16 protein-coding genes, 1 pseudogene and 2 riboswitches are annotated in these 22,265 nt (G+C 69.0%); of the genes and pseudogenes, 14 read left to right on the top strand and 3 right to left on the bottom strand.

From position 1 onward, the window contains the following. Nucleotides 1–136 precede the first annotated feature (136 nt). Nucleotides 137–847 (top strand): hypothetical protein, encoded by a 711-nt coding sequence (locus LVY72_RS23865; RefSeq protein WP_237827416.1) that lies wholly within the window; start codon nucleotides 137–139, stop codon nucleotides 845–847. A gap of 68 nt (nucleotides 848–915) precedes the next feature. On the opposite strand, the gene LVY72_RS23860 is transcribed toward LVY72_RS23865, so the two are convergent. Beyond that, on the bottom strand, nucleotides 916–3,654 hold the full coding sequence (locus LVY72_RS23860; RefSeq protein ID WP_237827415.1) for an MGH1-like glycoside hydrolase domain-containing protein: 2,739 nt from the start codon (nucleotides 3,652–3,654) through the stop codon (nucleotides 916–918). A gap of 480 nt (nucleotides 3,655–4,134) precedes the next feature. Here LVY72_RS23860 and LVY72_RS23855 point away from each other — a divergent pair, with 480 nt between their 5' ends. Next, entirely contained in the window at nucleotides 4,135–4,779 is a 645-nt protein-coding gene (locus tag LVY72_RS23855; RefSeq protein WP_237827414.1) for a GNAT family N-acetyltransferase, read from the top strand. Between the two features lie 61 nt (nucleotides 4,780–4,840). Here the strand turns inward: LVY72_RS23855 and LVY72_RS23850 are convergent, their stop codons facing one another. Next, nucleotides 4,841–6,250: an FAD-binding oxidoreductase gene (locus LVY72_RS23850; protein ID WP_237827412.1), complete on the bottom strand. Its 1,410-nt coding sequence runs from the start codon at nucleotides 6,248–6,250 to the stop codon at nucleotides 4,841–4,843. A gap of 157 nt (nucleotides 6,251–6,407) precedes the next feature. Continuing rightward, nucleotides 6,408–7,724: a bifunctional o-acetylhomoserine/o-acetylserine sulfhydrylase gene (locus tag LVY72_RS23845; protein WP_237827410.1), complete on the bottom strand. Its 1,317-nt coding sequence runs from the start codon at nucleotides 7,722–7,724 to the stop codon at nucleotides 6,408–6,410. A gap of 52 nt (nucleotides 7,725–7,776) precedes the next feature. Then, nucleotides 7,777–7,906, bottom strand: a riboswitch (SAM riboswitch). 312 nt (nucleotides 7,907–8,218) lie between these two features. Continuing rightward, nucleotides 8,219–8,330, top strand: a riboswitch (SAM riboswitch). Nucleotides 8,331–8,434: 104 nt separating this feature from the next. Between LVY72_RS23845 and LVY72_RS23840 the strand changes: the two genes are divergently transcribed. The 12 genes and pseudogenes from LVY72_RS23840 to LVY72_RS23785 all read left to right on the top strand — a co-directional run. After that, the gene (locus tag LVY72_RS23840; RefSeq protein WP_237827408.1) at nucleotides 8,435–9,349 is read left to right on the top strand and encodes a methylenetetrahydrofolate reductase; all 915 of its coding nucleotides are present in this window, start codon (nucleotides 8,435–8,437) and stop codon (nucleotides 9,347–9,349) included. Between the two features lie 63 nt (nucleotides 9,350–9,412). After that, nucleotides 9,413–11,803: a 5-methyltetrahydropteroyltriglutamate--homocysteine S-methyltransferase gene (gene metE, locus LVY72_RS23835; protein WP_237827406.1), complete on the top strand. Its 2,391-nt coding sequence runs from the start codon at nucleotides 9,413–9,415 to the stop codon at nucleotides 11,801–11,803. Nucleotides 11,804–12,226: 423 nt separating this feature from the next. Beyond that, on the top strand, nucleotides 12,227–12,940 hold the full coding sequence (locus LVY72_RS23830) for a sirohydrochlorin chelatase (protein WP_237827404.1): 714 nt from the start codon (nucleotides 12,227–12,229) through the stop codon (nucleotides 12,938–12,940). Nucleotides 12,941–13,030: 90 nt separating this feature from the next. Beyond that, on the top strand, nucleotides 13,031–14,749 hold the full coding sequence (locus LVY72_RS23825) for a nitrite/sulfite reductase (protein ID WP_237827402.1): 1,719 nt from the start codon (nucleotides 13,031–13,033) through the stop codon (nucleotides 14,747–14,749). Further along, nucleotides 14,746–15,483 (top strand): phosphoadenylyl-sulfate reductase, encoded by a 738-nt coding sequence (locus LVY72_RS23820; protein ID WP_237827400.1) that lies wholly within the window; start codon nucleotides 14,746–14,748, stop codon nucleotides 15,481–15,483. The genes LVY72_RS23825 and LVY72_RS23820 overlap by 4 nt, the downstream gene beginning before the upstream one ends. Before the next feature lie 37 nt (nucleotides 15,484–15,520). After that, nucleotides 15,521–16,456, top strand: a complete 936-nt coding sequence (gene cysD, locus LVY72_RS23815) for a sulfate adenylyltransferase subunit CysD (RefSeq protein WP_237827399.1) — start codon at nucleotides 15,521–15,523, stop codon at nucleotides 16,454–16,456. Continuing rightward, nucleotides 16,456–17,793, top strand: coding sequence for a sulfate adenylyltransferase subunit 1 (locus tag LVY72_RS23810; RefSeq protein WP_237827398.1), 1,338 nt, complete (start codon nucleotides 16,456–16,458; stop codon nucleotides 17,791–17,793). Before cysD ends, LVY72_RS23810 begins: the two co-directional genes overlap by 1 nt. Next, nucleotides 17,790–18,974 (top strand): ABC transporter substrate-binding protein, encoded by a 1,185-nt coding sequence (locus LVY72_RS23805; RefSeq protein WP_237827397.1) that lies wholly within the window; start codon nucleotides 17,790–17,792, stop codon nucleotides 18,972–18,974. Before LVY72_RS23810 ends, LVY72_RS23805 begins: the two co-directional genes overlap by 4 nt. 11 nt (nucleotides 18,975–18,985) lie before the next feature. Beyond that, nucleotides 18,986–19,711, top strand: a complete 726-nt coding sequence (locus LVY72_RS23800) for an ABC transporter ATP-binding protein (protein ID WP_237827396.1) — start codon at nucleotides 18,986–18,988, stop codon at nucleotides 19,709–19,711. Further along, nucleotides 19,701–20,681, top strand: coding sequence for an ABC transporter permease (locus tag LVY72_RS23795; protein ID WP_237827395.1), 981 nt, complete (start codon nucleotides 19,701–19,703; stop codon nucleotides 20,679–20,681). Before LVY72_RS23800 ends, LVY72_RS23795 begins: the two co-directional genes overlap by 11 nt. After that, a complete protein-coding gene (gene cobA, locus LVY72_RS23790; RefSeq protein ID WP_237827394.1) occupies nucleotides 20,678–21,931 on the top strand; it encodes a uroporphyrinogen-III C-methyltransferase in 1,254 nt (417 codons plus the stop codon). Before LVY72_RS23795 ends, cobA begins: the two co-directional genes overlap by 4 nt. Beyond that, nucleotides 21,928–22,265, top strand: a pseudogene (locus tag LVY72_RS23785) (pyridine nucleotide-disulfide oxidoreductase); the annotation flags it as partial. The gene cobA and the pseudogene LVY72_RS23785, both read left to right, overlap by 4 nt.

Raw genomic sequence — 22,265 nt, 5'->3', positions numbered from 1 at the left:
AAGATCCCGCGGCGCGGTGCCACTAACCGGCCATGGACGTCTTCGCCCGCCCGGCGGCCCACGGCAGCGCCAGCCAGTGTGCGTTCTGTGTGGAGATTCGCCGGTATGTCGTCATTTCTGGAAAGGAAGCCATGCCATGAGCACTCTTTTGCCGCGCCGCCGGTGCCTCTGGATGGTCATACCCTTGGCTGTGCCTGTCCTGCTGGCTGGGCTGGTGATCGGATACTCACCCGCGCAGGGCACCCAGCCGGCACCCGCCGTCGCCGGCGCCCACAGCCATGCCGGCCACGGCTCCGAGGCAGTTCCCGCCGCGCAGCTCGAGCTCCGCCAGGCCATGTGCCTGCTCTGGGCCCAGCACATGGAGTGGACACGGCTGGCGGTCACCGGGTTCGCCTCCGGCTCCGCCGGGTTCTCCGCCACCGCGGAACGGCTGCTGCAGAACCAGGTGGACATCGGCAACGCCATCAAACCGTACTATGGCAAGGCTGCCGGCGATCAGCTGACCAAACTGCTCAAGGCCCACATCACCAACTTCGTGACCCTGTTCCGGGCGGCCAAAGCCAACGACGACGCCGGACTGAAGTCGGCGACCCGTGCGGTTTATGCGAACGCGCAGGAAATTGCCGACTTCCTGGCCCAGGCCAACCCCAAGTACTGGCCGCAGCAGGCGATGCGCGACATGATGAAGGGCCACATCGACCAGACCATCGCCTACGGCAGCGACGAACTGGCGGGGAATTACACCCGTGGCATTGCCGTCTACGACCAGGCCGAGGCACACATGCTGATGATGGCCGACGCGCTCAGCACCGGCCTCATCAAGGCATTCCCCAACAAGTTCCACTGACGGGAAGACTGCGCCGCCGCTGGATAGTGCCAGGGGTGAAGTTCTCCGGTCCCATGGAAGCCCCGACTCTACGCGTCTTCGCCGCGCCCCGACTCTGGGGCTGGATTGTCCTGGAACATCAGCCGGTGGCTATGGCGGGGCGGGTCGAGGATGAGGTCCGCGACCAGGGCGGTCCACCCGGTCTGGTGCATGGCGCCGAGTCCGGCCCCGTTGTCGCCGTGGAAGTACTCGTAGAACAGCAGATTGTCCTTCCACGCGGGATCGTTCTGCAACAGGTCCACGCCACCGTAGACCGGTCTGCGTCCGTCCGGTCCGGGAAGCCAGATGCTCACCAGCCGGTCGGCAAGGTCGCCGGCAATCTCCTGCAAGGTCAGGTGGTGGCCGGACCGGGTGGGGTATTCGACGGTGAGGTCGGGACCGAAGAACTCGTCGTACTGCAGCAGGGCCCGGATAGTGAGGTAGTTGACCGGCAGCCACACCGGTCCCCGCCAGTTGGAATTGCCGCCGTACATTGCGGTCCGCGATTCGGCTGGTTCGTACTGGATGGCCGCGGTGGGCAGCCCCGGAACCGCGTATGGCGTGTTGTGCCGCCTGGAGATCGATCGCAGGCCGTGGGGAGACAGGAACGCCTCTTCGTCGAACAGGGTGCCGGCCAGCCTGGCGAGTTTGTCCATCGGGACGACCGACAGCAGCGTCCGCCGGGAGTCCCCGGTGCCACGGACCTGCCAATCGAGGATCTTGTGCCGGCCGGTCTGTTCCAACCGGCGGGCGAAGCGCTTCCGCAACCGGCGGATCCGGTCCGTGTCCTGGCTGGGGAGCACGACCGCGGGCAGCGCCGGGATCAACCCGACCAGGGTCTGCACCTTGATTGGGACGCTAGTCCCGGAGGGGTCGGTGAGCCGGTCGTAGAAGAAACCGTCCCCGGCGTCATAGCAGCCTGAATCCTCCAGCGCGTCCGTGATCAGCACAGTCTGTTCCAGGAATTTCACGACCATGTCGTCATAGGCGTTGTCGTGCTCGGCGAGTTTGACGGCCAGGGTGAGCATGGCCACGGAGTAGTACGCCATCCAGGCGGTGCCGTCGGCCTGGTCCAGTCTGAAGCCGGGCGGGAGGTGCGAGCGGTCGATCGGGCTGATGTTGTCCAATCCCAGAAAGCCGCCACCGAACAGGTTGTTCCCGTCGGGGTCCTGCCGGTTGAGCCACCAGGTGAAATTCAGCAGCAGCTTCTGGAATACCCGTTCCAGGAAGTCCAGGTCGGTGCCGCCGTCGATGACGAACACCCGGATCGCGGCCAGCGCGTGGACCGGCGGATTGACGTCGTCGAAGCTCCACTCATAGGCCGGGAGCGCCCCGTTCGGATGCTGGAACCACTCCCGCAGGAGCACCAGCAGTTGGTATTTGGCGAACGCGGGATCCAGGTGCGCCCAGGTGACGGCATGAAACGCCAGGTCCCAGGCCGCGAACCACGGGTACTCCCAGGGGTCGGGCATGGCAAGCACATCGAACGAGTCCAGGTGCCGCCACCCCATGTTCCGGCCGCAGCGATGCCCGGCCGGCGGCGCCGGTTGGGCGGAATCGCCGTCCAGCCACCGGTTGACCCGATACGGGTACATCTGCTTGCTCCAGACCAGCCCCGCGCAGGACTGGCGCATCACCCGCATTGGCTCGGCGCCGATGCCGGCGGGGGCAATCGCCGCGTAGAACTCGTCCGCTTCCCGCTCCCGGTCTGTCATGACGCCGTCGAAATAGGAGTCGAACCATCGGTCCGCCGAAGCGGTTTGATCCGGGGCCGGCCGGTGAAGCCGCAGCCGCAGTTCGATCCGGCCTCCGCCGGGCACGGTCAGCTGGTACCACCAGGCTGCCTTGGTGCCCTGATGCTGTGGATTCACAGTGTCCGCACCGGAGACCACGTGGTCGTTGATGCCGTCCTTGGGGTAGGCGGTGACCGGAGGCGCCCCGAACAGCCGCGCGGTGTTCGTCTCGTTGTCGCAAAACAATGCCTGCGGCCGCACTCCCTCCTTGGTGGGAACGGCATCGAGTCGGTAGCCGGACAGTCGTGGGTGCTCGACCGCGACACCGTCCCCGTCCAGGAACAATGACGGCGGCTCACCGCCCGAGAACCGCCAGGTGTTTCGGAACCACAGGGTGGGCAATACCGAAAGCGAGGCTTCCTCGGACGCATGGTTCTCGATGGTGATCCGGGCCAGCACCTCGGTCGGCGAGGCCTTTGCATACGCGACATCCACCGACCAGTACCGGCCGCCGTCGAAGACACCGGTATCCAGCAGTTCGAACTCGGGCTCGTCCCGGGAGCGACGGGCGTTCTCCTCGATCAGCCGCTGATAGGGATAGGCCGCCTGGGGGTAGTGGTACCGCCAGCGCAGCCAGGCATGGCTGGGTAGCGCATCCGGGTACCACCAGTATTCCTTGACGTCCTCCCCGTGGTTACCCTGCGGGCCGGTCAGCCCGAACATCCGCTCCTTCAGGATCGGATCCGCTCCGTTCCACAGCGCCAGCCCCAAGCACAGGTCATGGTGGATATCGGAGAGCCCCGCCATGCCGTCCTCGTTCCACCGGAACGCACGGGACCGGGCATGATCATGCGGAAAGTACGTCCAGGCGTCACCATTGTCGCTGTAGTCCTCCCGAACCGTGCCCCAGGCGCGTTCAGACAGGTACGGTCCCCACTCGTACCAAGGATTCGCCTCGAACAGGTCGTCAGCCGCCGCACCCGTGGCCTGGGCCAGGCGGGCATGTTCAGCGGTCACACCCCGAGGACCCGCGGGCAGCATCGTGTCGTCGGTCATGAGGTCCTCCCAGGAATTGGTGATGGCCGAACCTCTCAAGGCATGCCTGGATCGCGGCCCACGATGAGCTAAAGGCTAAAAGGCCCGCGTTATATTCGCGTTACTGAAATGGCCTCATACGCCGTCGTGCCTGCATCTCCGGTGCACAACGATTGCCGGCTGCGTCGAATGCAGCCGGTGGAGAGCGGTCTGGGGCCTGTCAGATCAACGGCAGGTCAGGCTTGGCATTTGCTTAGGTGACTCTGCCCACCAGCAAGGGGACGAATTCGGCCCAGGCGTTGCGCCAGAGCCTGGTGATTGCCGGGTACCGGGTGCCCATTTCGCGTCGAATTCCGCGAACCGCTCCTGGACGGTGGCGTATTTGAAGCCCCAAGGCGCAGAAGCCAGCGACGGCCACAACGTCCTCCGCGACTTGGTCTGGCACGCCGCGCCGTTACGAGGCTTGAACTCCCTGTATGTGCCGCCTCTCGCGTGCCGTGTATGGTCGAGACCATGGTCGTGGTTGAGCGGGGAGACAAGCTCGGCGAGGGATACCGGCGCCGCATCACCGAGGTCTACGTGCGCAGCTTCGCGCAGGACTTCGTCGCGTTCTCGCGCGACACCGGCAAGCTGGCCGACGCGTTCGAGCACATGCTGCTGCTCGACCGGTTCTACGTCGCGCTCGTGGACGGGGAGCCCGCCGGCCTCGCCTCGCTCACCGAGGGCGAGCAGGCGCTGTTCGCGCCGCGGTGGCGGGAGATCCGGCGCCACCTCGGGCCGGCGCGCGGGCTGCTCGGCTACGTGGTGATCCGGCGCTGGTTCATGGCCGCCTCCGACGGCGCCCGGCCCGGGCTCGCCGAGATCGGCTTCGTCGCCACCGAGCCGGCTTATCAGGGCCGCGGCGTCGCGACCGCGTTGCTGCGCCACCTGCTGGCGCTGCCCGGGTATCGCGAATACGTGCTTGAAGACATCAAGGACACCAACGCACCCGCCCTCGGCCTCTACGCCAAGCTCGGCTTCACGGAGTACAAGCGTCGGAAGGTGCGCTTCGCCCGACACGCCGGATTCACCGGGCTCGTGTCGATGAAACTCGTGCAGGACCCCGCGTCCCAGCCTGCCGCCGGGCGATCGCCCGGTGCCGTCTGACCGGCCCCCTCCGCAGAGGACGCTGCCGGCACGGACTGCGGGTTGCCCGTGCGCTCCCGGTCTATGAAGCGGGTTGGAACATCGAGCCGGGATTCAGGATCCGCTGTGGATCAAGTGCCTTTTTGATTGCCCGGTGAACAGCCAGCCCGGTTTCTCCGATCTCCTCACCTAGGTGTGCCGCCTTGATCCGTCCGATGCCATGTTCGCCGGAAACCGGACCGCCTAGCTCGACGGCTGCCTGCAGAACCAGGCCGTATGCCTGCCGGGCCCGGCAGAGTTCGTCCTCGTGGCCCGGGGTGAACACGATCATGGGGTGGAGTGTGCCGTCGGCAGCATGTCCGTGGACTCCGATGAACAGACCGGTATCCTCGGCGATCCCGGCCGCCTTATCTATCAGCGTCGATACGTGCCGGGGAAGGACGGTCACTTCGTGCAGGATCCAGGTACCCATGGCTTCCAGCGCCGGCTCCAGACTGTGCCAGTACTGCAGGAGCAGTTCCCCTTCGGAGGGGTAGTCGGTGGCATAGGTGAAAACGGCCCCGTTCCCTGCGCAGAGTTCCTCGAAGGCCTCCAGTTCCAGCACTTGGCCCGTGTCGCTTTGCGCAAAGAGTACGGCGCCCGGAGAAGGAACGTCGTCGCCGAGGATGGGGCTGCCCAAGTACGTCTCGACCGCACGGATGCAGGGACCGTCCATGATTTCGAGCAGACTGAGCAGATGTCCGGTAGCCAGGAACTCGGTCACGCTGCGGCCGGCCGCCTCGGTGGTCGGGAAGGCGGCGACGGCGGTCCGCGGGGCCGGGGGTTTCGCCTGCAACGCCAGGGTCGCCTCGGTAATCAGGCCCAGCGTTCCCTCGGAGCCAACGAAAAGCCGGTTCAGGTCGTATCCGGAAACATTCTTGAGGGTCGTGCTGCCGGTCCGCAGGACCTCACCGCTCGCCAACACCACTTCCAGGCCCCGGACCCTGTCTGCGGTTACTCCATATTTGGAGGCGCAGGGACCGCCCGATGCGTTGGCGAGATTGCCGCCGATGGTGCACCAAGCGTTGGAGGTGGGGTCTGGTGCATAAAAAAGGCCCTGTTCCTCGGCTGCCTGTTTCAGTTCCAAGGTGGTAACGCCGGGCTGAACGACTGCCAGACGTGTCTCCCTGTCGATCCTCGGCTTGCCGTTCATGCGGGTGAAGGAAATCGTGACGGCACCGTCGACCGCGTTGGATGCACCGGTCAGTCCCGAACCTGCACCGCGGGGTACAAGCGGAATGCCTGCTTTGGCGCAGGCCTTGACGATGGCAGCGACTTCGGCGGTGGTAGCGGGGCGGACAACAGCCAAGGGCGTCCCGGCCTCGGCCAGCGGCTGCATGTCCCGACGGTACCCTCCGGTCAGGTCGGGGTCGGTGAGAACGTTCGCTTCCCCGACGATTTGGACCATCTCGCCTAGCAGGGCCTGTATCGAAGTGTCGGCCACAGCCGTCATGACAATGCCTTTCAATCTCGTGGTGGTCCGCCGTTTCCGGCGGCATCTGCCCGATGCCGGGACAGGTGGCTTCCTGCCCCGGCATGCACCGCGGGCAGGAAGCCACCGTTTCCGGTGGTCCATCCGACTGGCCCGGATGCTCCGGCCCGGGCCGGGGTCAGGCTTCCTTGGCGGCCCGGAACCCTGCTTCGAGGTCGGCAAGAATGTCGGCAATGTTTTCGATGCCCACCGAAAGCCGGACCAGGTCCGGGGTGACGCCGGCCAGTGCCTGCTGCTGCGGTGAGAGCTGGCTGTGCGTTGTGGAGGCGGGATGGATGACCAGGGAACGGACATCGCCGATGTTCGCCACATGGGAGTGGAGCTCCAGCTCGTTGACGAACCGTTTGCCCGCCTCGGCCCCGCCCTTGATGGAGAAGGCGACGACGGCACCGGTGCCGTTGGGGCCGTACTTCTGCCCGCGTTCGAACCAGGGGCTGGAGGGAAGACCGGCGTAGGCGACCGATTCGACGTCGTCGCGGCGCTCCAGCCACTCCGCGACGGCCCGGGCGTTGGCGACGTGCCGCTCGACCCGAAGGCTGAGGGTCTCCAGCCCCTGGGCGATCAGGAAGGCATTGAACGGTGCCGCTGCGGAACCGAGGTCACGCAGCAACTGGACCCGGGCCTTGAGGATGTATGACAGGTTGGCACCCAGCGCGCCGCCTTCTCCCAGATCACGGCCGTAGACCAGTCCGTTGTAGGTGGGGTCCGGCGTGTTGAAGCCGGGGAACCTCCGGGGATCCTTTGTGTAGTCGAAGGTGCCGCCGTCGACAATGACGCCGGCGATGGCATTGCCATGGCCGCCCAGGTACTTGGTTGCCGAATGCACGACGACGTCGGCGCCCCACTCGAGCGGGCGGATCAGGTAAGGGGTGGCCAGTGTGTTGTCCACGATCAGCGGTACCCCGGCTTCATGGGCAACGGCGCTGATACCCTCCAGGTCCAGCACATGCTGGCGGGGGTTGGAAACCACTTCGCCGAAGAACAGCTTGGTGTTGGCGCGGACCGCGCTGCGCCAGTCGTCCAGGTTGTCCGGATCCGCTACGAACGTGACCTCGACGCCGAATTTTTTGAGCGTGTGGGCGAAAAGGTTGTACGTACCGCCGTACAGGCTCGGGCTGGCCACGATGTGGTCACCGGCCTCGGCGATGTTCAGTACCGCAAAGGTTTCCGCGGCCTGCCCCGAGGACAGCAGCAGGGCAGCAAGGCCCCCTTCCAGGTTGGCGATGCGGGTTTCCACCGCTTCCTGGGTAGGGTTGCCGATGCGCGTGTAGATGGGGGCCAGTTCAGCGAGGGCAAAACGGTTCGCCGCGCTCTCGGTACTGGGAAAGACGAACGAACTGGTCTGGTAGATGGGCAGCGCCCGGGCGCCGGTGGCATCGTCGGGCTGCTGTCCTGCGTGGATCTGGCGGGTTTCAAATGACCAGGAATTGTTCATGGCTACGGCTCCTTCGATATGGGTCCACAACGTCCACCAGGCACGGTTGTGGCACACGCGCTTGCCGCCGGCGGATTCGCGGGCGGCCTGGTCGTCACCCGGGGCACCCCGCCGCGGAGGAGGGTTGCCGGTCAGCATGCCGGGGCAGTTGGTCCTTGGGTTCCGTGCTGACGCTCATGACCTGGCTACAGTCTGGGACACCGTGCCGGATGATCGGAAATGTGTATGAATATGTCCGCGAGCAGGCCGAATATGTTCTTTTGAGAAGCCATGTTTCGCGGCCGGCGGCAACTCCCGCGGGCCGCAGCCGGGAATAAACCGCAGCCGGCAGCCCGGACTGCCCTATCCCGCTGGCTCCCGCCGGCTGCCACGGAGCGTCACATGACGTGGCTGGACCGTTTTGTAACGGATCAGGCCGTCGGAAAAGTCATATTGGGACCCGGGCCGGCGGGTACTTGCAGAACGCTGCCGCGGCGCCCTTACAGTTGTCGCACCAACCATCAAGAGCGGCCGAGAGATCTGGCTTGTTGACGCCGCAGCAACCATCCGCCTGCCCTTCCGCCGGAAGGGCCGCTGGAACGGTGCTAACGCCAGAACCGATGGAGACGCACCAGCTGACCCACCCGGAGCCCGGTAGGCTGCGGCGCGGGATGCCGCTGGTTCCCGGGCCGCCGACTGGTGCACTCCCTCGGAGGATCCGAGGAGTGGAGATGACATTGACCCAACAGCAGGCGGCACCGCCGTCCCTATCCTACGAGCTGTATCCGCCGGCCAGGCCGGAGGCTGAAGCGGCCGTACTGCGTGCAATCGAGGAACTCGGGGCCACCAATCCCGACTATGTGTCCGTGACCTACAGCGGGACGCCGGTGCGGCGCCGGGCCTCGGTCCGGCTGGTTGAGCATCTGGTGCGCAACACCCGGCTGCGTCCGCTGGCCCACCTGACCTGCGTGGGGGAGACCCGTGACAGCCTGGACCTGCTGGTCCGGCAGTTGGTGGGACTGGGGGTGCGCGGGGTGCTGGCCATGCGCGGGGACCTGCCGGCGGATCCGGAGGCGTTCCGGGGCGAGCTGCCGTTTGCCCGCTACCTGGTGGAACTGATCCGGCAGGTGGAGGCCGGGCATTCGGCCACGCTGGCCGGCGGGCGGCTGTCCGTGGGGGTGGCGGCCTATCCGAACCGGCATCCGGAGTCGCCCTCGTTCCAGCATGATGTCGAGGTACTGGTCTCCAAGGAACGCTCCGGGGCCAACTTTGCGATCACCCAGGTGTATTTCGACCCGGCCCACTATGCCCGCTTGGTCGCGGCGGCCCGGGCGGCCGGGGTGACGATCCCGATCATCCCGGGGGTGATCCCGATGTCCAGTGTCCGCCGGCTGGAACGGCTGGCGGTGATGACGGGCGTGCGCCCGGACGGCGCGCTGCTGCACCGGCTGGAAACGGCCTCGGGCGAGGCCGAACGCCGGCGGATCGGGGTGCGGGCCGCGGCCGGACTGGCGCGGGCCGCCTTCGACGCCGGGGCCCCGGGCCTGCACCTGTACACATTCAACGACCCGCGCGCGTCCATCGAGGTCATCGACCAGGTCGGCCTGCCGGCCACCCGCACCCTGTCCTCCCCGGTTCCGGCCTGAACGCGGCCGGAACCGGGTTTCGATACATATCCCATCCCGACCCAACCGCACAAGGAGAACACCATGACCACCACGCACGGCTTCCCCGCCGCCACCATCCTGGGCTACCCGCGCATCGGCCCCCGGCGCGAACTGAAGAAGGCCCTCGAGGCGCACTGGGCCGGCCGGCTCGACGAGGACGGACTGCTCTTCGAGGCACGAAAGGTCCAAGACCGGACCGTCCGCCGCCTGGTCCAGCTCGGCCTGGACGCCGCAGATTCCTCGATCCCGGCGGACTTCGCGCTCTACGACCAGGTGCTGGACACCACCGCGGCGCTCGGCGCGCTGCCGGCCCGGTTCGCCGACCTCGCCGCCGAAGACGGTTCCGTGGGCACCGCCGCCTACTTCACCCTGGCCCGCGGCGACGGGCAGCGCCCGCCGCTGGAGCTGACCAAATGGTTCGACACCAATTACCACTACCTGGTGCCGGAGATCGGCCCGGAGACAACCTTCGTTGCCGCCGCACACCAGCTGGCCGGGATCATCCGGCGGCAGAAGGACCGCGGCGCGGTGCTGCGCCCGGTCCTCGTCGGACCGGTGACCTACCTGCTGCTGGCCAAGGCCGAGGCCGGTGCACCGGCCGGCTTCGATCCGCTGTCCCGGATCGACGACGCCGTGGCCGCCTATGCGGGCATCCTGGCCGAACTGGCCGAAGCCGGCGCCGCATGGGTCCAGCTGGACGAGCCGGGCCTGGTCACCGACCGCGGCGGGGCGCTGGCGGCGCCGGGCGGACTGGTGGAGCGGGTGTACCGGCAGCTGGCCAGCGTGCCGGTAGCCGCCGGCCCGCAGGCCAACGGGCGTCCGGCGCTGCTGGTCACCACCGGCTACGGTACCGCCGGGGATCCGGCCCGGCCCGGCCAGGCGCTGGCGGTGCTGGCGGCCGCCGGCGTCGAGGCAGTGCACGCGGACCTGGTCCGCGGCACGCTGCCCTCCGCCGAGGCGCTGGCCGCGCTCGGCGGCACCCGGCTGGTGGCCGGCGTCGTGGACGGCCGGAATGTCTGGCGGAACCACCTGCCCGCCTCGCTGGACGCGTTGGAGGACCTGCAGGCGCAGTCCGGCGCGGCCGTTTCGGTCGGCACCTCCACCTCGCTGCTGCATGTGCCGCACGACGTGGCGGCCGAGACCGCGCTGCCGGCGCACCTGCCGGCCTGGCTGGCCTTCGCCGACCAGAAGGTGCGCGAGGTGGTGGCCTTGTCCCGCGGCCTGGCCGGGGGACGTCCGTTGATTGCGGCCGAACTGCGGCGGGCGGAGGCGGCCCTGCGCCACCGGGCGGGGTTCGACGGCGTCACCGTGCCCGCGGTGCGGACGCGCACCGGCGCGCTGGCCGAGGAGGATTTCACCCGCGGCCCGGCGGACCGGCGTGCCGGGCTGCAACAGGAGCGGCTCGGGCTGCCGGTGCTGCCGACCACCACCATCGGCTCCTTCCCGCAGACCGGCGAGGTGCGCCGGGCCCGCGCCGCGGTGCGCAGCGGCGGTATTTCGCAGGCGGAGTACGAGCAGTTCCTGCGCGCGGAGATCACCCGCGTGGTGCGCCTGCAGGAGGAACTGGGCCTGGACGTGCTGGTGCACGGCGAAGCGGAGCGCAACGACATGGTCCAGTACTTCGCCGAGAACTTCGACGGGTTCGCGGCCACCGGGCAGGGCTGGGTGCAGTCCTACGGCTCGCGCTGCACCCGCCCGTCCATCCTCTGGGGCGACGTGTCCCGCCCGCAGGCGTTCACCGTGCCGTGGACCAGCTTCGCGCAGTCGCTGACCGACCGGCCGCTGAAGGGAATGCTCACCGGCCCGGTCACCATCCTGGCCTGGTCCTTCGTCCGCGACGACCAGCCGCTGGCCGAGACGGCGAACCAGGTGGCGCTGGCGCTGCGGGACGAGATCGCGGACCTGGAGGCAGCCGGCACCGCGATCGTGCAGGTGGACGAGCCGGCCCTGCGCGAGCTGCTGCCGCTGCGGGCGGCGGACCAGCCGGCGTACCTGGACTGGTCCGTGCGCGCCTTCCGGCTGGCCACCGCCGGGGCCGCGGAGCAGACCCAGATCCACACCCACCTGTGTTACTCCGAGTTCGGCGAGGTGATTGCGGCGATCGATGGCCTGGACGCGGACGTGACCAGCATCGAGGCGGCCCGCTCCCGGCTCGAGGTGGTCGCCGACCTGGCCTACTTCGGCTTCTCCCGCGGCATCGGTCCGGGCGTGTACGATATCCACTCCCCGCGGGTGCCCTCCGAGCAGGAAATTGCCGGGCTGATCACCGCGGCGCTGGCCGGCATCCCGTCGCGCCAGCTGTGGATCAACCCGGACTGCGGGCTGAAGACCCGCGGCTACGCGGAAACCGTCGACTCCCTGCGCCACCTGGTCGCAGCGGCCAGCACCGTCCGCAAAGCCGTAGCCGTGTCGGCCGCCGGCCCGACGGCGTAGCACACCATCCGTGAGGCAGGCCGGGCGGGAGCAGCCACTCCGGCCCGGCCAGCCTCAGGGCCCTCCACCTTTATGGAGGACGGCAGCAAGCTGCTGCACGCAGGGCACGCCGCGCAGGACGCACCGCTGCGGCCAGGCGGCCACAGGGTGCCCGTCGGGGACGACCACGGCGGGACCAACCGGCTGCCAGGCCCATGGGGAGCGGTGAATACGGCCGTGAGATGACCTGCCTTGACGCCGCCGCCATCTGCCTGGGGGCCACAGTGCTGCTCAGGGCAGCGGGCACGTCAAACGGCTGGAGCCCCGGACTTCCGGGGCTCTAGCCGTTTAAGCCGCCGGGTCCCCGCGCCCGGCGCGTGTGGGGGAGGCTGCGAACGCTACGCTTGGACTCATGGCCCAGCACAAACTCATCCGTCCGGGCAAATGAGCCGGCCAGGTTCCCCGCTGCACGTGGTCGCCTGCGCCCACGGCACCGATGATCCGGCCGGCCGGGCACTGATCGACGGGCTGCGGATGGACGTCGGCACTGTTGCGGCCGCGCGTGGGCTCGACGTGCTCGTCCATGAAGCTTATGTCGATGTCCAGCAGCCCGCTTTGGACGACGTCGTCGCCGGGCTGCCCCCGGGCGAACCGGCAGTGGTGGTACCGCTGTTACTGTCCACCGGGTTCCACACCAGCGTCGACATCCGCCGGGCGGTGGAGGCACGCCCCGGCACCATAGCCGCACAGGCCATCGGACCTGACCGACGGCTGGCCGGCGTCCTGGCCGGACGGCTGGCGGAAACCGGCCTCGGCGAGGGGGACCACGTCGTCGTCGCCTCGGCCGGCACCAGGATGGCCCGCGGCGTCGAAGAAGTGCGCCAGACTGCGCGCTGGCTGGCCGAGGATATCGGCCGGCCGGTGACGGTAGGCTTCGGGGCGGCTGCGCAGCCGCCGGTGCCGGCGGCGGTCGAGGCCGCCCGGTCGGCGCCCGGCTGCCGCCGGGTGCTGATCGCATCCTACCTGTTGGCTCCGGGGCACTTTTATGCGGTGCTGACCCGGGCCGGCGCGGATGCCGTGACGGCACCGCTGCTGCCCTCCCGGGGCGTCGCCGAATGTGTTACGGACCGTCTGCTTGATGTCCTCAAGATGACGTAATAGGACCGACTGTGTTGCCGCGTTGAGCCATGGGACGCCGCAATGGAACATATTTGGCCGCCTGTTCCGCCCGTCTCTACTGTGGCTCGCATGACTCAGGCGATCGAGACGAAAACGGCCCCGCGGCAAGGGCGCCAGCGGCCTTCCGCCAAGCCCAATGGGCAGTGGAAGGTGGACGGGACCGCGCCGCTGAACCACAACGAGGAGTTCAAGCAGCAGGACAACGGGCTCAATGTCCGCGAGCGTATCGAAACGGTGTACGCCCAGCAGGGCTTTGACTCGATCCCCTCCGACGACCTGCACGGCCGGTTTCGCTGGTGGGGCCTCTACACCCAGCGCAAGCCGGGGATCGACGGTGGCAAGACGGCCACGCTGGAACCCCATGAGCTTGAGGACCGGTACTTTATGCTCCGGGTCCGCATCGACGGCGGAGCGCTGACTACCGAACAGCTGCGGGTCATCGGCGGCATCTCCACCGAGTTCGGCCGCGACACCGCGGACGTAACGGACCGCCAGAACATCCAGCTGCACTGGATCGACGTCGTGGACGTACCGGAGATCTGGCGGCGGCTGGAGGCGGTCGGCTTGTCGACCACGGAGGCCTGCGGCGATGTCCCGCGTGTAGTGCTGGGATCACCCGTCGCTGGCATCGCCAAGGACGAGATCATCGACCCGACGCCGGTCATCCGCGAGATCGCCGAGCGCTTCATCGGCGACCCGGAACTGGCCAACCTTCCGCGCAAGTTCAAGTCCGCAATCACCGGCCACCCGTCGCAGGACGTGGTGCACGAGATCAACGACATCGCGCTGGTCGGCGTGCTCCATCCGGAGCTGGGGCCCGGCTACGACCTGTGGGTCGGCGGCGGGCTCTCGACCAGTGCCCGGCTTGCCGAGCGCCTCGGGGTCTTCGTCGGCGAAGAGCACGCCGCCGCCGTGTGGCACGGCGTGGTGGCCATCTTCCGCGACTATGGCTACCGCCGGCTGCGGAACAAGGCACGGCTGAAGTACCTGATGAACGACTGGGGGCCGGAGAAATTCCGCACCGTGCTCGAGGAGGAATACCTCGGCTTCGCGCTCCCGGACGGGCCGGCCCCGGACCGGGCCAGCGAACCTGGCGACCACATCGGCATCCACGAGCAGAAGGACGGCAACTTCTACATCGGCGCCGCGCCCGTGGTGGGGCGCGTCTCCGGGACCGTGCTGACCCGCCTGGCGGACCTGCTCGAACGCCACGGTTCGTACCGGCTGCGCACCACCCCGCACCAGAAGCTGGTGGTGCTGGACGTGGCACCGGAGCAGGTCGACGCCGTCGTCGCCGGCCTGGCCGAGCTCGGACTGAGCAGCAGCCCCTCGGTCTTCCATCGGTCGACCATTGCCTGCACCGGGCTCGAGTTCTGCAAGCTGGCCATCGTCGACACCAAGGACACGGCGGCGCGGACGATCGCGGGCCTGGAGGACCGCCTCGCCGACATCGCGGACCGGCTGCCGGCACAGCTGAGCCTGCACATCAACGGCTGCCCCAATTCCTGTGCCCGGATCCAGACCGCAGACATCGGCCTCAAGGGTCAGCTGCTGCCCGATCCCGACGGCGGCCAGACCCCGGGGTTCCAGGTGCACCTAGGCGGCGGCCTTGCCTCCAACGACCGGGAGGAAGCAGGGCTGGGCCGCACCGTGCGCGGCCTGAAGGTCACCGCGGACGGGCTCGTGGACTACGTGGACCGCGTCGTCCGCCGTTACGACGAACAGCACGCCGACGGCGAGACCTTCGCCGAATGGGCACACCGGGCGGACGAGGAGTTCCTGAAATGAGCAGCAACAGCACAGCCGGTGCGCCGCGGACGGCCGAGGAAACGCGGCGGCTTCAGGAACTGGCGGCCGACGGCGCGGAACAGCTGGGCTGGGACGCGCCGGCCGAAGAGGTCGTGGCGTGGGTAGACCGCCACTTCGCCCTCCGCGACGCCGCGGTGGCCTGCTCGATGGCGGACGCAGTGCTGCCGCACCTGGTCGCGGAGCAGCTGCCCGGGGTCGATGTCCTGTTCCTGGAGACCGGCTTTCACTTCGCCGAAACCATCGGCACCCGCGCGGAAGTCGCCCGCGCCCTGGACGTCAGGATAGTGGACGTCCTGCCGGAGCAGACTGTGGCCGAGCAGGACGAAGCCCATGGGCCGGACCTGTTCTCCCGCGATCCCGGACTGTGCTGCAAGCTGCGCAAGATGGACCCGCTGCGCCGGGCCCTGGCCGGCTACAAGGTCTGGTTTACCGGGGTGCGCCGGGACGAGGCACCGACCCGCACCAACACCCCGCTGGTGAGCTGGGACCAGGCGCATGGGCTGGTCAAGGTGAACCCCGTGGCCCCGTGGAGCTTCGACCAGCTGACCGACTACGCCGCCAAGCATGCCGTGCCACTGAACCTGCTGCTGCAGCAGGGCTATCCGTCGATCGGCTGCCGCCCCTGTACCCGTCAGGTGGCGCCGGGCGAGGACCCGCGAGCCGGCCGCTGGGCCGGCCTGGCCAAGACCGAGTGCGGTATCCACGTCTCCTGACCTGCGACACCCGACCCCGACCCTCAAGGACCCCACCATGACCCTGATCCACGCATCCGACGCCGCGGCGCCTGTCCGGGAACGGCTTGGCGTCCTGGACACGCTCGAGGCCGAATCGATCCACGTCATCCGCGAGGTCGTGGCCGAATTCGAACGCCCGGCCATGCTCTTCTCCGGCGGCAAGGACTCCGTGGTCATGCTGCACCTGGCCGCCAAGGCGTTCTGGCCCGGACGCGTGCCCTTCCCGGTCCTGCACGTGGACACCGGCCACAACTTCCCGGAGGTGCTGGAGTTCCGCGACCGTACCGTGGAACGGCTCGGCCTCAGGCTCATCGTCGGATCCGTACAGGAGTACATCGACCGCGGGGAACTGCAGGAGCGCGCCGACGGTACCCGCAACCCGCTGCAGACCACGCCGCTGCTGGATACGATCGGTGCGCACCGTTTCGACGCCGTTTTCGGCGGAGGCCGCCGTGACGAGGACAAGGCCCGGGCCAAGGAACGCATCCTGAGCCTGCGCGATGAGTTCGGCCAGTGGGATCCGCGCAACCAGCGTCCCGAGCTGTGGAACCTCTACAACGGCCGCCACACCGTGGGCCAGCATGTCAGGGCGTTCCCAATCAGCAACTGGACCGAGCTGGACATCTGGCGCTACATCGCCCGCGAGGGCATCGAGCTGCCGTCCATCTACTACGCGCATTCCCGGGAGGTCTTCCGCCGCGACGGCATGTGGCGTGCGGTGGGCGAGTTCTCCCGGCCCGGCCCCGGCGAGGAGGTTGCGGTCCGCACGGTCCGCTACCGCACCGTCGGTGACATGTCCTGCACGGGTGCCGTGCTCTCCGGGGCCTGCACCGTCGACGACGTCGTGCGGGAAGTCGCAGCATCCACCCTCACCGAGCGCGGGGCCACCCGCGCCGACGACAGAATCTCCGAGGCGGCCATGGAAGACCGCAAGAAGGACGGGTACTTCTAATGACCACCGAACTTTTGGACCGGCAGCGCCCGGCCGCCGGGACCCTATTCCGCTTCGCCACCGCCGGCTCGGTCGACGATGGCAAATCCACCCTCGTCGGGCGGCTGCTGCACGATTCCAAAGCCATCCTGGCGGACCAGCTCGAGTCGGTCGCCCGTACCTCGGCCGACCGGGGCTTCGGCGGTGACCAGGGCGGGCTGGACCTGGCGCTGCTGACTGACGGGCTGCGGGCCGAGCGCGAGCAGGGCATCACCATCGATGTCGCCTACCGCTACTTCGCCACCGACCGGCGCACCTTCATCCTGGCCGACTGCCCCGGTCATGTGCAGTACACCCGCAACACCGTTACCGGGGCCTCGACGGCGGACGCCGTGGTTGTCCTCGTTGATGCCCGCAAGGGGGTGCTCGAGCAGACCCGCCGCCACCTGAGCGTCGTCGCGCTGCTGCGCGTGCCGCACGTGGTGGTCGCCGTCAACAAGATCGACCTCGTCGGCTATGCCGAGGACGTGTTCGCCCGGATCGAGGCGGACGTCCGGCGCGTGGCGGGCGAGCTTGGCCTGCACGACGCGGTCAGCATTCCGGTGTCCGCGCTCGCCGGCGACAACCTCGTCGAACGCTCGGTGCACACGCCCTGGTACGCGGGCCCGACGCTGCTCGACTTGTTGGAGACCCTGCCCACGACCGATGACAAGCCCGCCACCGCCTTCCGGTTCCCGGTCCAGTTGGTGCTGCGCCCGCAAGGCGCTTTGGCTCCCGGGCTCGACGTGGGCGCGTTCCGGGACTACCGCGCCTATGCGGGCCAGATCGTGGCCGGCACGGTGCGCGTCGGCGACGCCGTCACGGTACAGACCCCGGGGCAGGTGCCCCGTACGACTACTGTTGCCGGGATCGACGCCGCGGGACGGGAACTGGATGAGGCCTCCGCGCCGCATTCGGTCTCGCTGCGCCTGGTCGACGAGTTCGACGTCGCCCGCGGGGACCTGATCGGCGCGGCCGGCACGTTGCCCGCGCCGTCGGCCGAGCTGGCCGCCTCGCTGTGCTGGCTGGCCCCGCGGCCACTGCGCCCGGGCACCAAAGTCCTGGTCAAGCACGGCACGGCCACCGTCAGAGCCCTCGTTTCCGCCGTCGTGGGGCGGCTGGACCTTGACACCTTCGAGGCCGGGCCGGCCGCGGAACTGGAGCTTAACGACATTGGCAGGGCGTCCCTGCGCCTGGCGGCCCCGCTGCCGCTCGAGCCCTATGCGGTCCACCGCCGCACGGGGGCCTTCCTGCTGATCGATCCGCAGGACGGCAGCACCCTGGCCGCAGGAATGATCCGGAACGGAGCAGAACAGTGAGCAGCAACCCTCAGGATTCCGGGAGCGTCCGGATCACCGCCGGCGCGCAGAAGAAGCGGCGGCGCGGCTGGGAGATCGGCTTGGCGGCGGCGCTGGCGGCGGCCATCATCGGCACGGCAGCCTGGGCCTTCGGCGCCACGGGCAGCAGCCCGTCCGGAGCCGGTCAGCCTGCGGCCGCCTCCGGCACGCCGGCCGCGGAACTGCGGCTGGGCTACTTCGGCAACGTCACCCACGCCCCCGCCCTGGTCGGGGTGCAGAACGGCATCCTTGCGGGCAGCCTCGAGGAGCATGGCGGCACGAAGCTCAGCACCCAGGTCTTCAACGCCGGGCCTGCGGCAATCGAGGCCCTGAACGCCGGTGCCATCGATGCGACCTATATCGGCCCGAACCCGGCGATCAACTCCTTCGTCAAAAGCGGCGGCGAATCCGTCGCCGTGATTGCCGGCGCTACCTCCGGCGGCGCCCAGCTGGTGGTCAGGCCGGAGATCAGCTCGCCCGGCCAGCTCAAGGACAAGGTCCTGGCCACCCCGCAGCTCGGCGGCACCCAGGACGTCGCGCTGCGTGCCTACCTGAAATCCCAAGGCCTGGCCGTGAATCCGGACGGCGGCGGGGACGTCACCATCAATCCGACGGAGAACGCCCAGACCCGGAAGCTGTTCCAGGACGGCAAGCTCGACGGCGCGTGGCTGCCGGAACCATGGGCATCGCGCCTGATCCTGCAGGCCGGTGCCAAGGTGCTGGTCGACGAGAAGGACCTGTGGGACGGCTCGCTGGCCGGCAAGCCCGGCCAGTTCACCACCACCGTGCTGATCGTCAGCAGGAAGTTCGCCGCCGAGCACCCGCAGACCGTTGACGCCCTCCTCGAGGGCCACGTCGCCGCCATTGACTGGCTCAATTCGGCCTCCGCCGCCGACAAAGCCGCGGCGATCAACGCCGGCCTCAAGGCCGCCGCCGGAGCCGAGCTGCCGGGCAACGTCATCGACCGCGCGCTGCAGAACATCGAATTCACGCCCGACCCGCTGGCCGGGACGTACCCGAAGCTGCTCCAGAACGGCGTCGACGCCGGCGTGACCAAGCCGGCGGACCTGACCGGCCTCTTTGAGCTGGGCCAGCTGAACCAGGTGCTGGCCGGGGTTCCCGGCCACACCCAGGTGAGCGCGGCCGGGCTGGGCGCGGACTAAGGCGGTATCCGGTGTCTGTACTGCTTGAGAACCTCGGCAAGCGATTCGAGGCCGGCGATGCCGTGCTGGACGGCGTGAACGCCCGCATCGGCAGGGGTGAGTTCGTGGCGCTGCTCGGTGCCTCCGGCTGCGGCAAATCCACGCTGCTGAACATTATCGCCAGCCTGGACGAGCCCAGTTCGGGCGCCTTGGAAGTCCCCGCGGACGGCGCGGCCCTGATGTTCCAGGACCCTGCACTGTATCCCTGGCTCACCGCCCGCGGCAACGTGGAACTGGCCTTGAAACTGCGCGGGGTCGGCAAGGCCGCCCGCCGCGCCCGCGCCGCCGAACTGCTCGACCTGGTCCATTTGGGCGGGGCGGGCGACAAGCGCCCGCATGAGCTCTCCGGCGGCATGCGCCAGCGCGTCGCCCTGGCCCGCGCCCTGAGCCAGGACCGCCAGCTGCTGCTGATGGACGAGCCCTTCGCCGCCCTCGACGCCATTACCCGCGACCTGCTGCATGAAGAGCTGGAACGGATCTGGCGCGAAACCGGCAGGACGATCGTCTTTGTGACGCACAACGTGCGCGAAGCGGTCCGCCTGGGCCAGCGTGTGCTGCTGCTCTCCTCGCGTCCCGGCCGCGTGGTGCGCGAGTGGGCAGTTCCCGCCGAGGTCAGAGCCGATGCCGCCGCTGCGGCCGCACTGACGGGGGAGATTACCGCACGTCTGAGGGAGGAGATCCGCCGCCATGGGAAATAACGTGACCGAACTCGAGGCCGGATCCCGTGCCGCCGGCGCTTCAGCCGGAGGCAATGTCCCGCCCATAGATGCCCACCGACCCCCGGACATTGCCCCCGGCTTCAGCGCAGCGGGCGCCCCGGATGAGCTCCGTGCCCTCGAGGCCGGGCTGGACGAGCTGCAGTCCGGGCACGCCTCCGCCCGCAGGGACTGGGGCCGCGTGCTCCTGCCGCTGGCCGCCGTCGTGCTCCTGGTCCTGGCCTGGCAGCTGCTCGTCTCGCTCGACCTCAAGCGCCGCGACCTGGTGCCCGGGCCGCTGGATGTCGTCGCGTCCCTGGGCCAGCTGTGGGCCGAGGGACTGGTCCAGGAATCCGTCCTGACTTCGCTCCAGCGCGGGCTGGCCGGCTTCGCCGTCTCGGTGGCGGTCGGTACCCCGCTGGGCCTGCTGCTCGGCCAGGTCAGGACGCTGCGCCGGGCCGCGGGCCCGCTGATCTCGGGCCTGCAGGTGCTGCCCTCGGTCGCCTGGGTGCCGGCGGCCATCATCTGGTTCGGCCTCACCGACGCCACCGCCTACTTCGTGGTGCTGATGGGGGCGATCCCGTCGATCGTCAACGGGCTGGTGGCCGGCATCGACCAGGTTCCGCCGCAGTACCGCAGCGTGGCCAAGGTCCTGGGCGCCTCCCGGCTGGAGCTGGCGCTGCAGGTGATCCTGCCTGCCTCGCTGCCCGGTTACGTGGCAGGACTCAAGCAGGGCTGGGCGTTCTCCTGGCGTTCGCTGATGGCTGCCGAGATCATCGCCGTGGGCGGGACCATGGGTTACGGCCTCGGTTCGCTGTTGGACCAGGGGCGCACCCTGTCCGACATGGGCATTGTGATGAGCGCGGTCCTGATCATCCTTGGTGTCGGCATCCTGATCGAACTGCTGGTCTTCGGCCCGGTGGAAAGGCGCCTGCTGCAGCGCCGCGGCCTGCTCGCCGGGAGCACCCGATGAGCGGCCTGGACTTGTACCCCGTTTCGCTGCGGCTGCTGGGCAAACCGGTGCTCGTCGTCGGCGGCGGAGAAGTGGCTGGCCGCCGCGCCAAGGCGCTGCTGGATGTCGGCGCCGTGGTGACAGTTGTCGCCCCGGAGGCGGGCAGCGGCGTCGTCCGCCTCGCCCGGGCAGGACTGCTCGCATGGCAGCGCCGCGGCTACGAGACAGCCGACCTGGACGGCAGCTGGCTCGTCCAGACCGCCACAGGAGTGCCCGCGGTGGACGCGCGGGTGGCCGCCGAGGCCGGGGAACGGCGGATCTGGTGCGTCAATGCGGCCGACGCCGGGACCTCTTCGGCCTGGACCCCGGCCGTCGGCCGGGTGGACGATGTCACGGTCGCCGTCAACGCCGGGGGAGACCCCCGGCGGGCCAAGGCGCTCCGGGACGCGGTAGTGCTGGCACTGAAGACGGGACGGCTGCCCCTGCGCCGGCACCGCAGGCAGCCCGGGCTGCGGTCAGGGTGTGTCACCTTGGTGGGCGGCGGTCCCGGCGACGCCGGACTGATCACCGTCCGCGGCCGGCAGTTGCTGGCCGAAGCGGACGTCGTCGTGGCCGACCGGCTCGGCCCGCGCGACCTGCTCGACGAACTCGACGACGGGGTGCGGGTCATCGAGGTCGGCAAGGCGCCTGGCAACCACCTGGCCGGCCAGGACGAGATCAACGCCATCCTGGTCCGCGAGGCACACGCCGGCCATCTGGTGGTCCGGCTCAAGGGCGGTGATCCCTATGTACTGGGCCGTGGCGGCGAGGAGGCACGCTTCTGCAGGGACCACGGCGTCGATGTCGAGGTGGTCCCCGGAGTGACCAGCGCAATCTCGGTACCCGCGGCCGCGGGAATTCCGGTAACCCATCGCGGGGCAGCCACAGGATTCAGCGTTGCCACCGGCCACGAGGAACTTGCCGAGCTTCCGGCCCGGCCCGATCACACCCTCGTGCTGCTGATGGGTGTCCGGCGGTTGGCCGAATCCGTCGCGGCGCTGCGCTCGCGGGGCCTCGGCCCCGAGACGCCGGTGGCCATCATCGAGCGCGGCTGGATGCCCGACCAGCGGGTAACCATCGGCACGCTGGATACCATTGCCACGCAGGCGGCACTCCTCGGCGTGCGCAACCCAGCGGTCATCGTGGTCGGTGACGTGGTCCGGCTCAGCCCCTTCGCACCCGAACATTTTGCACATCATCCTTCCCTCACCTCACCAGGAGCACATCCATGAGCAACAGCACCATCCCCGGCACCGGGTTCCCACCGCGCAGCCTGCGCGTTGCCGTGGTCGGCGCAGGCCCGGCCGGTGTCTATGCCGCCGACCTACTGACCAAAAGCGACCCGGCCGCCTCCGGCGAACTCGCGCTCAGCATTGACCTGTTCGACCGCTATCCGGCACCGTACGGCCTGATCCGCTACGGCGTGGCCCCGGACCACCCGCGGATCAAGGGGATCGTCACGGCGCTGCACAAGGTGCTGGACCGCGGCGACATCCGGTTCTTCGGCAACGTGGACTACGGCACCGACCTGGATCTGGCCGACCTGCGCCGCCACTACGATGCCGC

Source organism: Arthrobacter hankyongi, assembly GCF_022012395.1.
Lineage (GTDB): Bacteria > Actinomycetota > Actinomycetes > Actinomycetales > Micrococcaceae > Crystallibacter > Crystallibacter hankyongi.
Note: the sequence above shows the minus strand (reverse complement) of the source record. Positions and strands in the feature narration are given on the sequence as shown.

Excerpts from the sequence above, each read along its gene's own strand:
- LVY72_RS23860 (WP_237827415.1), bottom strand. The coding sequence starts at position 3,654 with ATGACCGACGACACGATGCTGCCCGCGGGTCCTCGGGGTGTGACCGCT.
- metE (WP_237827406.1), top strand. The coding sequence starts at position 9,413 with ATGACCACCACGCACGGCTTCCCCGCCGCCACCATCCTGGGCTACCCG.
- LVY72_RS23845 (WP_237827410.1), bottom strand. The coding sequence starts at position 7,724 with ATGAACAATTCCTGGTCATTTGAAACCCGCCAGATCCACGCAGGACAG.
- LVY72_RS23795 (WP_237827395.1), top strand. The coding sequence starts at position 19,701 with ATGGGAAATAACGTGACCGAACTCGAGGCCGGATCCCGTGCCGCCGGC.
- LVY72_RS23855 (WP_237827414.1), top strand. The coding sequence starts at position 4,135 with ATGGTCGAGACCATGGTCGTGGTTGAGCGGGGAGACAAGCTCGGCGAG.
- LVY72_RS23850 (WP_237827412.1), bottom strand. The coding sequence starts at position 6,250 with ATGACGGCTGTGGCCGACACTTCGATACAGGCCCTGCTAGGCGAGATG.
- LVY72_RS23810 (WP_237827398.1), top strand. The coding sequence starts at position 16,456 with ATGACCACCGAACTTTTGGACCGGCAGCGCCCGGCCGCCGGGACCCTA.
- LVY72_RS23865 (WP_237827416.1), top strand. The coding sequence starts at position 137 with ATGAGCACTCTTTTGCCGCGCCGCCGGTGCCTCTGGATGGTCATACCC.
- LVY72_RS23825 (WP_237827402.1), top strand. The coding sequence starts at position 13,031 with ATGACTCAGGCGATCGAGACGAAAACGGCCCCGCGGCAAGGGCGCCAG.
- LVY72_RS23820 (WP_237827400.1), top strand. The coding sequence starts at position 14,746 with ATGAGCAGCAACAGCACAGCCGGTGCGCCGCGGACGGCCGAGGAAACG.
- cysD (WP_237827399.1), top strand. The coding sequence starts at position 15,521 with ATGACCCTGATCCACGCATCCGACGCCGCGGCGCCTGTCCGGGAACGG.
- LVY72_RS23830 (WP_237827404.1), top strand. The coding sequence starts at position 12,227 with ATGAGCCGGCCAGGTTCCCCGCTGCACGTGGTCGCCTGCGCCCACGGC.
- LVY72_RS23840 (WP_237827408.1), top strand. The coding sequence starts at position 8,435 with ATGACATTGACCCAACAGCAGGCGGCACCGCCGTCCCTATCCTACGAG.
- cobA (WP_237827394.1), top strand. The coding sequence starts at position 20,678 with ATGAGCGGCCTGGACTTGTACCCCGTTTCGCTGCGGCTGCTGGGCAAA.